We start from the raw sequence: 13,937 nt of genomic DNA, 5'->3' as shown, positions 1-13,937 counted from the left end.
GTTACTGTTGCCGTTATAGCCAGCTTTTTTGTTGATTTCGAAGGTCCTAAGAAGATAGGAGATTCCCCCGCCGACGGCAAGGCGCAGAGCGCGATCTACGCCAGAATACCATGATATCTGCGGCGATCTGTCGCGGGGTAAATGGGGGGTGTTTTATCCACTGATAATCAGCGGTAATACCAGTGCGGTGAGGGCACCACAGGTGCCCATCGCCAATGCGGCACAGGCGCCACACAGCGCACTGATTTCCAGTGCCCGCGCCGTTCCCACCGCGTGGGCATTAATACCCAAAACAATACCAATAATGCGCTCGTCCCGAATCTTGAGGCGGTGCAGCAGCGGCGGGCCGGCAATGGCACCCACGACTCCGGTTAATACCACAATCGCGGCGGTGAGACTGAGTGACGCCTGGATTTTGTCGGCCAGTGCCAGTGCGATGGGGGTGGTAATGGACTTGCCGCTGAGCGCTAGCAATACCGCTTGCCCCGCTCCCAGGAGTAGGGCAATAAGCACCGCAATCAGTGGAGCCAGAATTGCACCGACAACAATCGCCACCAGCAGCGGCCAGCCGGCCCTGCGGATAATCACCAGGTTTTGCTTGAGGGGGACGGCGAGGGCGACAACCGCCGGCCCGAGCAGGCCGTACAACAGTGCACTGGAGCCCTGATAATCCCGGTAGGGGATCTGTAAAATGCTCAAGGTAATCGCGACCAGAATACTGGCGCTGATGATAGGGTGCAGCAGTGCGGTATTACAGCGGCGGTAAAGCGCGACGCCGATGACAAAAGCCATAGAGCTCAAGGGCAATACAAAGGCCGGGCTGGCCAGGAATTCACTCATCGCTGTTGCTTCCCGAGCGCAGCAGTATTGCTTGCAGCAACCAGGCGCAGATCGCCATACTGACCAGCGTGCCGATCACAATAGCGGCGATTAGCGCGAGCCAGTTGGAGAGGGACAGGCCCTGAAAAAAAAATACTCCGACTGCCGCCGGCAGTAGCAGCAGGGGCAGCAGATAGAGCAACTGCGAGCTGACCTGGGACAGGCCTGCGGGCACGCCGCCATTGATCAGCAGGATAACCAGTAAAAAAAGCATCCCCACGACGGATCCCGGCACGGGCAGTGACAGGCTTGCGCTGGCGAGATTGCCCAGCCAGCCACAGGCCATCAGCGTGGCAGCCCCGCCCAGCCAGTGAAGTATTTTGTGTAGCTTATTTTTTGACATGGAGGGAATGGCGGCGCTAGCGCCGCCGCAGGTCGTTAGGCCTTGCGAAAAGCTTGCCAGCCACCGAACAGGATCAGGCCGGCAAAACCGATAGCGGCCCAGCCGGGGATACTCAGGCCCATCATGGTCCACTGTACTTCGGCACAGTTGCCATCGCCGCTCAGCAGCGCCTTGAGCACATCGGCCATGGGGAACACTTCAATCATATAGCTGACGCTTGGACCGCAGGCCGGTACCTGGTCTTCCGGCAGGCTCTGTAACCACAGCTGGCGACCGGCAAAGTAGAGACCACCCATTGCCCACAGGGATACCAGCAGGCCGTAGACACGCCGGCCAATAGTGGCGGGGTTGTGTAGGAATGCGATCAGCGAAACCACGCCCACGCCCAACAGCATTACCCGCTGGGTAATGCACAGTTTGCAGGGCTCCAGGCCCTGCACATACTCGAGATAAAAGGCGGAGCCGAGTAGAAAGGCCACCATTAGGAAGACCAACAGAAAAGTGATGCGCGGGTTGGGTAAGGTCATGGTTATGCGGGTCCTGAATAGTGCTGTCGAAAGCGGTTCGCTTCGAGATTCAAGTCGGTTAATAGTTTATTGAAATTGCTTTCCAGTGTGTTCCGCCCGGCAATAAGCTCGGGCAGCAGTTCCTGTAGCGCTACCGGGCGGCGCAGGCGCTGCCCGACCCGCTCCAGGGTCAGCTCGATTACCCGCTCCTCGCGGTAACTTTGCAGCAGTTTAATTTGCTCGGCGCGCTCAATAAATGCCTTTGCGCGAGGCGGAATATACCGGCTGTCGGAGTGAAAGTCTCTCCAACAGGTCCGGCAGAAATCATCCAGGGGCCCGGGGTGCCACTGCGACCAGTTCTGTGCCAGCAGGTGGTCGAACCAAATATCCAGGGCAATGCCGGCGTAGCGGCGCCACTGGGAATCCAGCTGTGCCAGGGCCTCCCGGTAGGCGGGATGGGCATCGGTGATCGCATCGATGCGGCGGTGCAGGCGGATACCGCGCTCAATATCCGCCGGCCAACTGTCGTCCAGGGGGCCTTTGACAAAGTCTCCCAGCAGCCCGCCCAGGCGCCAGCGCGGATGGGGCCCGGACAGTAGCAGGTGTGCCAGATAGTTCATAAACCTCGCTTGCAGGGCTCTTTGCGCGGCAAGGTCTCAGCCGCTAGTCCTGACAGCAGTTGTATTGGGCGTAGTAGCGACTCAGGAAGGTCTCAAAGGTACCGCTGTCCTGCGCTTCGATTTCTTTCTGCCTGAGCAGTGAAATCTCCGCCTGGTGCTGGAAGTTCTGTAGTGACTCGCTATCCAGGGGGCGCTCGAGGAAGTAGTGGCGGTGCTGTTCGGCTTTATCCATGGCCCACTGGGAAAAGGTAATCTCTTGCTCGCGCATCTCCGCCAGTATCTGCTGTGCCGGCGTGAGGATATCCCCCTTCACCTTGGCTTTCTGTACGCCCACAGCGCTGCGGTACTCCGAGCCGCCCCAGGCGTTATCCAGCAACTCTGCCACCGAGTCGACCTCTTCCAGTAGCTGAGTGGCCCAGTCGCTCAGTTTGCGCTCGACGCCGTTGTCCAGCAGTGTCAGTTCCGGCTCGTGGCCCCGGTAGACGATACGCTGTTGGTTCTCCTGGGTGCTGCGGTAATCGGTATCACTGGTTTTGGGACTGTCGGTGAGCAGGCAGTGCAGCAGGAAGCTATCGATAAAACGCATCTGCTGGGCGTCGATGCCCAGGGGCGCGAAGGGGTTCAGGTCGAGACAGCGCACCTCGACATACTCGACGCCGCGATTGTCCAGGGCGGACAGTGCAGTTTCGCCGCGCTTGGCCGGGTTCTTGGGGCGGATGGGCGAGTAAAACTCGTTCTCTATTTGCAGTATGCCGGTGGACAACTGCTGGTAGTCGCCGCCTTCATTTTTAACCCCCATTTCCTGGTAGGGGCCGTAAGCGCTGCTGATCGCCGAACAGAGCGTGGATAAATAGCTGCGCAGGTCGTTGTAGCAAACCACCAGTGACTGCTGCACGTTGCTGTTGTAGCCCAGATCACCCATACGCAGGGAAGTGGCGTGGGGCACGTGCAGTGTGTGATCGTCGCCGTTAAAGGGTTGCAGCTTGTGCTCGCGCCCCTCAATAAAAGAGGCACACACCGCTGGCGCGGCGCCAAACAGGTAAATCAGCAGCCAGTAATTGCGGCGGAAGTTGCGAATCAGGTCGAAGTAGCGCCGGGTTTTAAAGCTCTTTAAATCCTCGCTGCTGCCTTCGATTTCATGCAGCCACAGCCAGAATTCCTCCGGCAGCGAAAAGTTGTAGTGGATACCGGCAATGGTCTGCATGGCGCGGCCGTAGCGCAGTCCCAGACCCAGGCGGTAAATGGTCTTCATGGTACCGCTGTGGGAGCTGCCGTAGCGGGCGACGGGAATATCTTTATCTTCGCCAATCGCACAGGGCATGCTGTTAACCCACAGGCGCTCATCACCGATTTGATTGTAGGTGTAGCGGTGGATGCGATCCAAGACCTGTAGGGCCTCTTCCGGGGTGGCTACCGGAGGCGTAATAAATTCCAGCAGGGCTTCGGAGAAGTCGGTGGTGATGCTCTCGTGTGTCAGTGCCGAGCCCAGCGCCGTTGTATGCGGGGTTTGCGCAAGGGTGCCATCGGGGGCGACCCGCAGGCTCTCCTTTTCGACCCCGCGAAGGATACCTTTGAGCAGTTGGGCGGGTTTGGCTTGCGACAGTGCGGCCAGGTGGGCAATAGGCACTCGAATCTCCTTGGTACTACCGGAACGCTGTTTCATCGCTGTCATTTGGGGCGACTCTCGCTGCCGGTGCTGAATGGTCAGGCGCTCAGGCGGCGGATTCCGATTTGTTTTCGTCGGGCTGTGCGGGCGTTTCAGCGGGCGCTTGTTCCGGGGCAACCTCCGGCGCTGGCTGTGGCGCTACCTCAGGTGCCGGCTGGGGCTCCAGCTCTGGGTTGGACTGTTCCGGCAGCTCTTCGGGGGTTGAGGGGGCAATTTCAGGATCGCCCTCTTGCGCTGAAAGCGGGGCGAGAGCTTCCTCGGGGATCTGGGGGTGTCCCTTGGGATTGAGTTCGCACGACAGCAGTTCAATGCGCAGATTCACATCGCGAGTATTGGCCTCGAACATCTGGTTGATCGCGACATCTTTGTGCTCGCTGCGAAACAGTTTGTTCGGTTCGCGGCCATCGGTCCATTCGCCGCTTTTGCTCAGGAACTGCTGGTGCTGATTGGTCAGCACGTACACATGACTCATTATGTTGGGCAACTTTGATGCTGTGACAGAAAGGCAGTTTAGCGACGGGGGCTTTGTGGCTCAAGAATTCCGTTAGGGCGAAAGCGGTAAATGCCCGCCCTAACGGGTTAAGTGAGAAAAAATGTGCCCGCTAAAGGGTTTCTAGGGGGTAGTTTTCCGGGTAGGGCAGGCGCGCACAGCCGCTGTCTACGGCGGCGCGGGCTACCGCTGAAGCGACTTCCGGCAGCAGGCGCGGGTCGGTGGGCTTGGGCAGGATATAGTCGGGCCCGAAGCTGAATTCGATACCGCCGTAACCCTGGCGCACTGAATCAGGCACCGGCAGGTGGGCGATTTTGCGGATCGCCTCGATCGCGGCCAGTTTCATTTCTTCATTGATACGCGCCGCACGCACATCCAGGGCGCCCCGGAAAATAAATGGGAAGCAGAGCACGTTGTTAACCTGGTTCGGGTAGTCGGAGCGACCGGTGGCCATAATCAGGTCGTCGCGCACGCTGTGAGCCAGCTCCGGTTTGATCTCCGGGTTGGGGTTGGAGCAGGCGAAGACCACCGGCTTGGGGGCCATGCGCTGCAACTGCTCGGCGGAGAGCAGGTCCGGGCCGGACACTCCGAGGAATACGTCCGCACCGGCAATGGCATCGTCGAGGGTACGCATATCGGTATCCCGCGCCCACTCGCCTTTGTAGGCGTTGATATCCGTTCGGCCCGAGTGGATAACCCCGCGACTGTCGAGCATGGTGATCTGTTCTTTGCGCGCGCCGGCGGCCAGCAGCAGCTTGCAGCAGGCGGTGGCGGCGGCACCTGCGCCCAGGCACACCATGCGCACATCGCTGATTTTCTTGCCCTGGATTTCCAGCGCGTTGAGCATACCGGCAACGGTCACAATAGCGGTGCCGTGCTGGTCGTCGTGAAAAATGGGTACTGGGCAGCGCTCGATCAGGGCCTCTTCGATATGGAAGCATTCGGGCGCTTTAATATCTTCGAGGTTGATACCGCCGAAGGTGTTAGCGATAGAGGCCACGGTCTGAATAAACTGTTCCGGGCTGTTGGCATCCACTTCGATATCTACCGAGTTGATATCGGCAAAGCGCTTAAACAGCAGTGACTTGCCTTCCATTACCGGCTTCGAGGCCAGCGGGCCCAGGTTGCCGAGGCCGAGAATGGCGCTGCCATTGGAAATGACTGCCACCAGATTGCCCTTGCCGGTATAGCGATAGGCCGCTTCCGGGTCCTTGGCGATTTCTCGCACCGGCTCGGCGACGCCGGGGCTGTAAGCCAGGGACAGGTCTTCCTGGGTTTCGGCAGGGGTCGTCAGTTCTACTGAAAGTTTGCCGGGACTGGGGAGCGCGTGGTAATCGAGCGCTGCCTGGCGCAATGAATCCGTCATTTGGGGGCTTTTCTCTCGAATACTGTGGGCAACACCTAAGTGTTATGCCGGTTACTGCGGGGATCAGAGAATAACCGAGAGAAGCTTGACGCTACAAGCGGGAAGGCCCGCAATATATGGTAAAGAATCCTATGTCCGTCGTGTAAATCGACGTTTTTTGGGATGTATTTCCGATTTTTTATGTTTTTTAAAGATGAATATGTCGCTATTGGTGGGAAGCTTAAGCGATTCAAGTCGATTTTACATCGGCCTACAGGGGCCTGCTGCGATTGGGCACTGCGCCTCACAAGTACATACAAAAAAGGCACCGCCGCTGTGGGAGGTGCCTTTTTGGAGTGAGCTGCCGCGAGGCCGCCCACTCGAGCGAAACGCTCGGATTATTTGCCGATACGGCTGCCGAAACGCTTCTTGAAGCGGTCAACACGACCACCAGTGGTAGCCTGCTTCTGCTTGCCAGTGTAGAAGGGGTGGCACTGGGAGCAAACGTCGATTTGCAGGTCTTTACCCAGGGTGGAGCGGGTTTTTACAACATTGCCGCAGGAGCAGGTAGCGGAGATGTCGGTGTAGTTAGGATGGATATCTGCTTTCATGATTGCCTCTTTTCGAAACCGCCACTCGATCTTTTGCCGGGCACGGTATCGTCATTGGTGCAGGAACCGGTATGGTTCCAGGCTGTTTAAAAAGTCGGCGCATACTATCAGAATAGTGTCGCGGTTCAAGCACAATTCAATTGCGCTGGCAGCGGTGCCGCGCCATTCAATAGCGGCGCAGCGGCAGTGAATTTTATCAATTGTCCCGTGACGCTTTAGTCGCCAAATTGACGCCCAAACTCATTTCCTCCGGCCAGGCCCTGCAACTTGCCACATCTGCCATTACACTAGCGCCTTTTGCTTGAGTGAGTGGGGGCCAAGTGCAGGAGTCAGTCCAACAGAGAGTCATTTTAAGGCTGGCCGTGCCCGTGCCCCTGAGGCGCCTATTTGACTATTTGCCGCCGGAGGGGCTTTCGCCGGAGTCACTGCGGCCCGGTCAGCGCCTGTGGGTGCCCTTTGCCGGGCGCAAGCTAGTGGCGGTACTGCTGGAGATCGTATCGGAATCACCGCACAGCAACTTGAAACCCGCACTGGAACTGGTGGACTCGGAGGTTTTGTTTGGCGATGGCAGCCGCAAGCTGCTGGCCTGGATCGCCGACTATTACCAGGCGCCCCTCGGTGAGGTCTACGCCGCAGCGCTACCTGTGGCGCTGCGCAAAGGCAAGCCGGCAGATCACTGGGCGGAGCAGTGGCTCCAGCTCACTACCGAGGGAAAGGGCTTGCCGGAAACCGCACTGGCGCGCGCGCACAAGCAGCAGGCCCTGTTGCAGCTGCTATTGAGTGATGGCAAACAGAGCCGCACTCACCTCAAAACTCTTGGCCACAGCACCCCCGTGATCCGCGCCCTACAGGAGCGCGGCCTGGTGGAGTGGATGCCAGGCCCTACCGTACCGGCGCCACTGCCCGCTGCAGAGAGCACAGCGGCCCCGGAGCTGAATAGCGAGCAGCAACAGGTGCTCGACAGTGTCGATTGCAGCGGTTTTTCTGCCTCACTACTGGAAGGCACCACCGGCAGCGGCAAGACCGAGGTCTACCTGCGCCTGATGCAGCGGGTTCTGGAAAGCGGCCGCCAGGCACTGTTACTGGTGCCGGAGATTGGGCTCACCCCGCAAACGCTGCGGCGTATTGCCGCACGATTTCCCAAGCACAGTATTGCCGCGCTGCACTCCGGCTTGGCCGATGGCGAGCGCGCACAGTCCTGGTTGGCGGCCGCAGGTGGGCAGGCAGACATTGTGATCGGTACCCGCTCGGCCATTATGACCCCCCTGCCCAGACTCGGCGTAGTGATTGTCGATGAAGAGCACGACGCCTCTTTTAAACAGCAGGACGGCGTGCGCTACTCGGCGCGGGATTTGGCTGTGGTATTGGGGCGCAACAATAATGTGCCGGTGGTGTTGGGTTCGGCCACGCCCTCTCTGGAAACCCTGTACAACGCCTTGAATGGGCGCTACCAGCACCTGCGCATGCGCTATCGCGCCGGTGATGCCAAGCCGCCGCAAATTCACGTGGTGCCGACACTGCGGGAGCCCCTGGAAGAGGGGTTCTCGCCCCAGGTACTGCGCCATATCGGCGATACCCTCGCGCGGGGTGAGCAGGCCCTGGTGTTTATCAACCGGCGCGGCTTTGCCCCGGCGCTGACTTGCGATGATTGCGGCTGGCTGGCGGACTGCCCGCACTGCTCGAGCAAGCTGACTATGCACCGGCGCCAGCGCCAGCTGCGCTGCCACCACTGCGATTATCGCCGCCCGCTGGTGGATAGCTGCCCGCAGTGTCACAGCCGTTCGATCTCGGCGCTGGGGGCCGGCACGGAACGCAGTGAGGAATTGCTGGCGCGGCGCTTTGCCGATTACCCGGTGATTCGGGTGGACCGGGATACCACGGCGAGCAAACAGGCGCTGGATAAATTGTTGGCACCGGCGCGGGAGGGCGAGCCCTGCCTGTTGCTGGGTACCCAGATGCTGGCCAAGGGACACCACTTGCCCAAGGTCACTTTGGTAGTGATTCAGGATGCCGATGGCGGCTTGTTCAGTGCCGACTTCCGCGCGCCGGAGCGCACCGGCCAGCTGCTGGAGCAGGTGGCGGGCCGCGCGGGGCGCGGCAGTCTCCGTGGGCGGGTGCTGGTGCAGAGCCGCTTCCCCGAGCACCCGCTGTTACAGCTGCTGTTGGAAAAAGGCTACGGCGCTTTTGCGCGCCAGCTGCTGCGGGATCGCGCGGTTGCGCAGCTGCCCCCGGCCAGTGCCATGGCCCTGGTAAGAGCGGAGTGTGAGGAGCCCGGCTGGGCCGAAGAGTTCCTGCACAATGCGCGGCTCTTTATGCAGTCCCTGGCCCCGCCGTCGCCACAGATTCAATATCTGGGACCTGTGCCGGCACTGCTGGAGCGCAAATCCGGGCGCTTCCGATTTTATATTCAGGTCACCGCGCAAAACCGGGCCCACTTGCAACCGCTGCTGGCGCGGGTGTGCGCCTGGGCGGAGGGCAATAAAAATCGCCGCCTGCGCTGGGCTGTGGATATGGATGCGCAGGAATTGTCGTGAATATGCGCTGAGTTGCGCGCCCGGCACTGAATTGGCGGTACAATTCGCAAGCCGTTAAAACCCACAGGGAAGAAGTTTTCCATGAGCCGTCGCACCAGTAATCGCCGCAGTAAAAAAGCCGCAGGCAAGCCCGCATGGGTTTGGTTTGTCCTGGGGAATTTTGTCGGTGGCTTTGCGGTGGCCGTATTGTTTCTCTATGGCATGGACCGGGACAGCCGGGGGAGCAGTGGCAGCCAGCCAAAAACGGTGCAGCAGCGGGAGGAGGCATCGCCTCAACCGCGCTTTGATTTCTATACCAAGTTAAAGGAAAACGAAGTCCAGGTGCCACCGCCCAAAGTGGCACAGCCGGCGCGCCGCAGTGACGCCAGCAACAATTCCCAGAGCAGTAGCTCATCGCAACCCGATCGCAGCACCCCGGCCCAGGTATATATCCTACAGGCGGCATCGTTTCGCGATGCCTCTGAGGCGGAGCGCCTGCGCGTTGAGCTGACCCTGGCCAACCTGGATGTCCAAGTGGAATCGGCCACCGACAGTCGGGGCACCTGGCACCGGGTACTAGTGGGCCCCTACAGCAATCGCTCGCGGATGGCCAAGGCGCGCCAGACACTGGCGGAGCACCGCCTGATGCCGCTGGTGCTGAAACGTCCGGCAACTCAGTGACCAATAATTCCCTCTGTTAGCGGGCGCTACTTCGCTCGCTAATTGTGACTTCTCTTATTGAAATCGGCGCGCACCGTCCTCACTTATCTAGCCTGAAGATAATTCCCCGGTGCGGGCACTTTGATGCCCGCTGCCAGAGTACACGCGCAATCCGAGAGGTCTCCATTGGAACAGTATCGCGGAACTACCATTTTATCCTGTCGCCGCAACGGCAAAGTTGTGATCGGTGGCGACGGCCAGGTGTCCATGGGCAACACCGTTATGAAAGGCAATGCGCGCAAGGTGCGCCGCCTGTACAAAGATAAGGTGATTGCCGGTTTTGCCGGTGGCACCGCAGACGCTTTTACCCTGTTCGAACGTTTTGAAGCCAAGCTCGAAGCCCACGGCGGCCAGCTGACCCGCGCCGCAGTGGAGCTGGCCAAAGATTGGCGTACCGACCGCGCCCTGCGCCGTTTGGAGGCGCTGCTGGCGGTCGCGGACTCCACTGCCAGCCTGATTGTGACCGGCAATGGCGACGTGATTCAGCCGGAAGACGACCTGATTGCTATCGGCTCCGGTGGCCCCTTCGCCCAGTCGGCGGCCCGCGCGCTGCTGGACAATACCGATATGGACGCCCGCTCTATTGTGGAACAGGGGCTGAAGATTGCCGGTGATATCTGCGTTTACACCAACCAGAATCACACCATCGAAGAACTGGCTTATTGATTGATTGCCGGATACCCCCTCGGGTGGCCGGCTGCCGGGCTGTTTGAGCCCCGCAAGAATTTTTGCAGGAATTTTTATGTCTCAGATGACACCGAGAGAAATTGTCCACGAACTCGACCGCCATATTGTCGGTCAGCAGGAGGCCAAGCGCGCGGTCGCTATTGCGCTGCGCAACCGCTGGCGCCGTATGCAGGTTAGCGAAGACCTGCGCGCCGAGATCACGCCGAAAAATATTCTGATGATCGGCCCCACCGGCGTGGGCAAGACAGAAATTGCCCGCCGCCTGGCGAAGCTGGCGAACGCGCCCTTTATCAAGGTGGAAGCGACTAAATTCACCGAAGTGGGCTATGTCGGTCGGGATGTAGAGTCGATCATACGCGATCTTGTCGAGATGGCAGTGAAGCAGGAGCGCGAGCAGGCCATGGCTGGTGTTGAGCAGCGCGCTATGGACGCGGCAGAGGAGCGCATCCTCGATGCCCTGCTGCCGCCGGCGCGCTCCACCGAGCCCACCGATAAGGATTCCAGCACCCGCCAGCTGTTCCGCAAGAAACTGCGCGAAGGGGATCTCGATGACAAAGAGGTCGAGGTAGACCTGTCCGCTGCGCCCATGGGTGTTGAGATTATGGCCCCTCCCGGTATGGAGGAGATGACCAACCAGCTCCAGGGCATGTTCTCCAATATGTCCCAGGGCAAGACCCGCAAGAGCAAGCTGCCGGTCAAGCAGGCCCTCAAGCAGCTCACCGACGAGGAAGCGGCCAAGCTGGTCAACGACGAAGATGTTAAGACCCGTGCGATCCGCGCTGCTGAGCAGAATGGCATCGTATTTATCGATGAAATCGATAAAGTCGCCAAGCGCCAGGAGAGCGGCGGTGCCGATGTCTCCCGCGAAGGGGTACAGCGCGACCTGCTGCCACTGATTGAAGGCAGCACGGTTAACACCAAGTACGGCATGATCAAAACCGATCACATCCTGTTTATTGCCTCCGGTGCCTTCCACCTGTCCAAGCCCTCGGACCTGATTCCCGAGTTGCAGGGTCGCCTGCCCATTCGCGTGGAATTGAGCTCGCTCAGCTCCGCAGATTTTGAGCGCATTCTCACCGAGCCGTCCGCCTCCCTCACCGAGCAGCAAAAAGCACTGCTGGCTACCGAGGGGCTGGAGCTGCAATTTAGCGAAGACGGTATTCGCCGTATTGCGGAAGTGGCCTTCGAGGTGAATGAGCGCACCGAGAATATCGGCGCGCGCCGTTTGCACACGGTACTGGAGCGCTTGCTGGAGGAAATCTCCTTTGATGCAGGCGATGGCCACACCTCGCTGAACATTGATGCGGCCTACGTGGACAGCCATTTGGGCGAGCTGAGCCAGAACGAAGACCTGTCGCGTTTTATTTTGTAAATTAATGAAACCGCAAAAGATCCGTTTAAATCGTGCAGAGAAAAGCCTGCAGCTGGTATTTGGCGATGCTGAATTTACCCTGCCGGCAGAATATTTACGCGTCTACTCCCCCAGTGCCGAGGTGCGTGGCCACGGTGCCAGCGAGCCGGTGCTGGTCAGTGGCAAAATGCATGTGGGTATCGATACGCTAGAGGCGGCTGGCCGCTATGCACTAAAAATCGATTTCGACGATGGCCACGACACCGGTATTTTTACCTGGGAATACCTGCGCGAATTAGCGGAAAACTACGCCGCTAACTGGGAGGCCTACCTACAGCGTCTGCGCGCTGCCGGCCAAGGCCGCGACCCGGATGAGAGTGTGGTGAAGTTTATCGGCTAGCCGCAGGCCGGCAATTAAACCGCCCCCCAGGGGGCGGTATCCCCCTAGCAAATCTTATTGTTCTTCTCTTTTTTCTGTCACTTGCCGCTTAGATAAGTATTTTTTACTCCACTCGTACCAAGTCTTACGGTTATTAAATAATCTTTTGCTGGTCGCGGGTTTTGAACGCAAAGATATTAACAACGTAACCGGCGCGTCATTCTTTTGTCATATTTTGGAACTCTAATGCTCGCCAAATTAACGAGTTCCGGAGGCCCCCGTGGCAAAAACAATTGCCCGCGCACTGAGCGCCTTTTGTCTGATTCCTCTCGCATCCGCTGTTTCAGCGGCAACCCTGCCCGACTACCAAACCAACAGCGCCTGGTACACGGAAAGTGCTGACAGGTTGGAAGCGCGCGCTTCACTTTCCCGCGAGGCAAACACTGCGAAGAATGTAATTCTGTTTGTCGGTGACGGCATGGGCATTTCCACCTTAACCGCCGCCCGCATCCTCGAGGGCCAGCTGGCCGGTGAGAGCGGTGAGGAAAATGCGCTCTCCTTCGAAGAGTTCCCCTACACCGCGCTGATCAAAACCTACAACACCAATCAGCAGACCCCGGACTCTGCCGGTACCATGACCGCCATGATGACCGGAGTAAAAACCCGCGCCGGTGTAATTAATATCGACGGCGATGCACTGCGAGCCGATTGCGCCAGCAGCGAGGGCAGGGAATTAAATACCTTCCTGGAAATGGTGGAGAGCCGTGGCAAGGCCACCGGTATTGTTTCCACCGCGCGCCTGACCCACGCCACGCCCGCAGCCACTTACTCGCGCAGCCCGGAGCGCAACTGGGAGTATTACGCCGAGGGCGACTGTTCCGATATCGCCTCGCAGATGGTGGAGATGTCTGCCGGCGACGGTATTGATGTCATGCTCGGTGGCGGCCGCCGCAACTTTGTGAGCACCGATAACGACGGCAGGCGTGAAGACGGCCGCGATCTGACCAGTGAATGGCTGGCGCGCTATGACGGCGAGCAAACGGCCGTGTACCTGGAGAGCGGTTCCGAGCTGGCCGGCGTCGATATTGCCTCCACCGATAAATTATTGGGGCTCTTCACCAGCAGCCACATGAGTTACGATGCGGACCGCATCGCTAAAGACAGCGATGAGCCGAGCATTGCCGAGATGACCGATACCGCCATCGAGCTGTTGGAAAAAGACAGCGACGGTTACTTCCTGATGGTAGAGTCCGGGCGTATCGATCACGGTCACCACGCCGGTAATGCCTACAACGCTTTGCACGATGCGATTGCCTTTGCCGATGCGGTACAGGTCGCTCTGGATAAAGTGGATCTGGAGGAAACTTTGATCCTGGTGACCGCTGACCACAGCCATGTGATGACGATCGCCGGCTACCCGACGCGCGGCAACCCGATTCTCGGTAAAGTGGTTGAGAATGACAGCAGTGGCGCCGCAGAAGCGCAAGAGGGCCTCGCCTCAGACGGCAAACCCTACACCACGTTGAGCTATGCCAATGGCCTGGGCTTTGCCGATCTGGGTGAAAATACCGATGCGGATGAGCGCTACGATATCGCCGCCGCTAGCGGGCGCCAGGACCTCTCCGGCGTGGATACCGAAGCGCCGGGCTTCCACCAGGAAGCGCTGGTACACCTGGAGTCGGAGAGCCACGCGGGTGAGGATATCAGCCTGCACGCTATCGGCGCCGGCGCCGAGCGGGTGCAGGGCAGCCTGGAGCAGAGCGCAGTCTTTCACGTGATGACTGCTGCGACCGATCTGTCGCTGACAGAAGAATAACTGGGGGTAAT

At 59.3% G+C, this 13,937-nt stretch carries 14 protein-coding genes; 6 read left to right on the top strand and 8 right to left on the bottom strand.

Features of this window, described 5'->3' with window-relative positions; genetic code table 11:
* Positions 1 to 153: 153 nt before the first annotated feature.
* The 8 genes from ACJJIK_RS14680 to rpmE all read right to left on the bottom strand — a co-directional run bounded on the left by ACJJIK_RS14680 (position 154) and on the right by rpmE (position 6,460).
* Entirely contained in the window at positions 154 to 840 is a 687-nt protein-coding gene (locus ACJJIK_RS14680; protein WP_444943180.1) for an LrgB family protein, read from the bottom strand.
* Positions 833 to 1,222 (bottom strand): CidA/LrgA family protein, encoded by a 390-nt coding sequence (locus ACJJIK_RS14675; protein ID WP_444943179.1) that lies wholly within the window; start codon positions 1,220 to 1,222, stop codon positions 833 to 835. The genes ACJJIK_RS14680 and ACJJIK_RS14675 overlap by 8 nt, the downstream gene beginning before the upstream one ends.
* 35 nt (positions 1,223 to 1,257) lie before the next feature.
* Entirely contained in the window at positions 1,258 to 1,749 is a 492-nt protein-coding gene (locus ACJJIK_RS14670) for a disulfide bond formation protein B (RefSeq protein WP_444929023.1), read from the bottom strand.
* Between the two features lie 2 nt (positions 1,750 to 1,751).
* The gene (locus tag ACJJIK_RS14665) at positions 1,752 to 2,348 is read right to left on the bottom strand and encodes an acyl carrier protein phosphodiesterase (RefSeq protein WP_444943178.1); all 597 of its coding nucleotides are present in this window, start codon (positions 2,346 to 2,348) and stop codon (positions 1,752 to 1,754) included.
* Between the two features lie 43 nt (positions 2,349 to 2,391).
* Positions 2,392 to 4,011 carry a glutamate--cysteine ligase gene (gene gshA / locus ACJJIK_RS14660; RefSeq protein ID WP_444945070.1) on the bottom strand — a complete coding sequence of 540 codons (1,620 nt, stop codon included), beginning with the start codon at positions 4,009 to 4,011 and terminating at the stop codon, positions 2,392 to 2,394.
* Between the two features lie 49 nt (positions 4,012 to 4,060).
* Positions 4,061 to 4,486 (bottom strand): hypothetical protein, encoded by a 426-nt coding sequence (locus ACJJIK_RS14655; protein WP_444943177.1) that lies wholly within the window; start codon positions 4,484 to 4,486, stop codon positions 4,061 to 4,063.
* Between the two features lie 130 nt (positions 4,487 to 4,616).
* Positions 4,617 to 5,870 (bottom strand): malic enzyme-like NAD(P)-binding protein, encoded by a 1,254-nt coding sequence (locus ACJJIK_RS14650; protein ID WP_444943176.1) that lies wholly within the window; start codon positions 5,868 to 5,870, stop codon positions 4,617 to 4,619.
* Between the two features lie 377 nt (positions 5,871 to 6,247).
* Positions 6,248 to 6,460 (bottom strand): 50S ribosomal protein L31, encoded by a 213-nt coding sequence (rpmE, locus tag ACJJIK_RS14645; protein ID WP_108734996.1) that lies wholly within the window; start codon positions 6,458 to 6,460, stop codon positions 6,248 to 6,250.
* 320 nt (positions 6,461 to 6,780) lie between these two features.
* Between rpmE and ACJJIK_RS14640 the strand changes: the two genes are divergently transcribed.
* The 6 genes from ACJJIK_RS14640 to ACJJIK_RS14615 all read left to right on the top strand — a co-directional run bounded on the left by ACJJIK_RS14640 (position 6,781) and on the right by ACJJIK_RS14615 (position 13,926).
* Positions 6,781 to 8,994, top strand: a complete 2,214-nt coding sequence (locus ACJJIK_RS14640) for a primosomal protein N' (RefSeq protein ID WP_444943175.1) — start codon at positions 6,781 to 6,783, stop codon at positions 8,992 to 8,994.
* A gap of 81 nt (positions 8,995 to 9,075) precedes the next feature.
* On the top strand, positions 9,076 to 9,654 hold the full coding sequence (locus tag ACJJIK_RS14635; RefSeq protein ID WP_444929018.1) for an SPOR domain-containing protein: 579 nt from the start codon (positions 9,076 to 9,078) through the stop codon (positions 9,652 to 9,654).
* Positions 9,655 to 9,819: 165 nt separating this feature from the next.
* Positions 9,820 to 10,359: an ATP-dependent protease subunit HslV gene (gene hslV, locus ACJJIK_RS14630; protein ID WP_108734993.1), complete on the top strand. Its 540-nt coding sequence runs from the start codon at positions 9,820 to 9,822 to the stop codon at positions 10,357 to 10,359.
* Positions 10,360 to 10,435: 76 nt separating this feature from the next.
* Positions 10,436 to 11,752: an ATP-dependent protease ATPase subunit HslU gene (gene hslU, locus ACJJIK_RS14625; protein WP_444943174.1), complete on the top strand. Its 1,317-nt coding sequence runs from the start codon at positions 10,436 to 10,438 to the stop codon at positions 11,750 to 11,752.
* 4 nt (positions 11,753 to 11,756) lie between these two features.
* Entirely contained in the window at positions 11,757 to 12,131 is a 375-nt protein-coding gene (locus ACJJIK_RS14620; protein ID WP_444929016.1) for a gamma-butyrobetaine hydroxylase-like domain-containing protein, read from the top strand.
* A gap of 259 nt (positions 12,132 to 12,390) precedes the next feature.
* Complete coding sequence (locus ACJJIK_RS14615; RefSeq protein ID WP_444929015.1) at positions 12,391 to 13,926, top strand: alkaline phosphatase; 1,536 nt, start codon at positions 12,391 to 12,393, stop codon at positions 13,924 to 13,926.
* Positions 13,927 to 13,937: the final 11 nt, after the last annotated feature.

It is taken from the genome of Microbulbifer regidiadema (SeqCode), from assembly GCF_052466995.1.
This window is presented reverse-complemented; position numbering and strand designations above follow the sequence as displayed.

What these genes read in the sequence shown, in the direction of transcription:
- ACJJIK_RS14680 (WP_444943180.1), bottom strand. Translation starts at nt 840, where the DNA reads ATGAGTGAATTCCTGGCCAGCCCGGCCTTTGTATTGCCCTTGAGCTCT.
- ACJJIK_RS14675 (WP_444943179.1), bottom strand. Translation starts at nt 1,222, where the DNA reads ATGTCAAAAAATAAGCTACACAAAATACTTCACTGGCTGGGCGGGGCT.
- ACJJIK_RS14670 (WP_444929023.1), bottom strand. Translation starts at nt 1,749, where the DNA reads ATGACCTTACCCAACCCGCGCATCACTTTTCTGTTGGTCTTCCTAATG.
- ACJJIK_RS14665 (WP_444943178.1), bottom strand. Translation starts at nt 2,348, where the DNA reads ATGAACTATCTGGCACACCTGCTACTGTCCGGGCCCCATCCGCGCTGG.
- gshA (WP_444945070.1), bottom strand. Translation starts at nt 4,011, where the DNA reads ATGAAACAGCGTTCCGGTAGTACCAAGGAGATTCGAGTGCCTATTGCC.
- ACJJIK_RS14655 (WP_444943177.1), bottom strand. Translation starts at nt 4,486, where the DNA reads ATGAGTCATGTGTACGTGCTGACCAATCAGCACCAGCAGTTCCTGAGC.
- ACJJIK_RS14650 (WP_444943176.1), bottom strand. Translation starts at nt 5,870, where the DNA reads ATGACGGATTCATTGCGCCAGGCAGCGCTCGATTACCACGCGCTCCCC.
- rpmE (WP_108734996.1), bottom strand. Translation starts at nt 6,460, where the DNA reads ATGAAAGCAGATATCCATCCTAACTACACCGACATCTCCGCTACCTGC.
- ACJJIK_RS14635 (WP_444929018.1), top strand. Translation starts at nt 9,076, where the DNA reads ATGAGCCGTCGCACCAGTAATCGCCGCAGTAAAAAAGCCGCAGGCAAG.
- hslU (WP_444943174.1), top strand. Translation starts at nt 10,436, where the DNA reads ATGTCTCAGATGACACCGAGAGAAATTGTCCACGAACTCGACCGCCAT.
- ACJJIK_RS14620 (WP_444929016.1), top strand. Translation starts at nt 11,757, where the DNA reads ATGAAACCGCAAAAGATCCGTTTAAATCGTGCAGAGAAAAGCCTGCAG.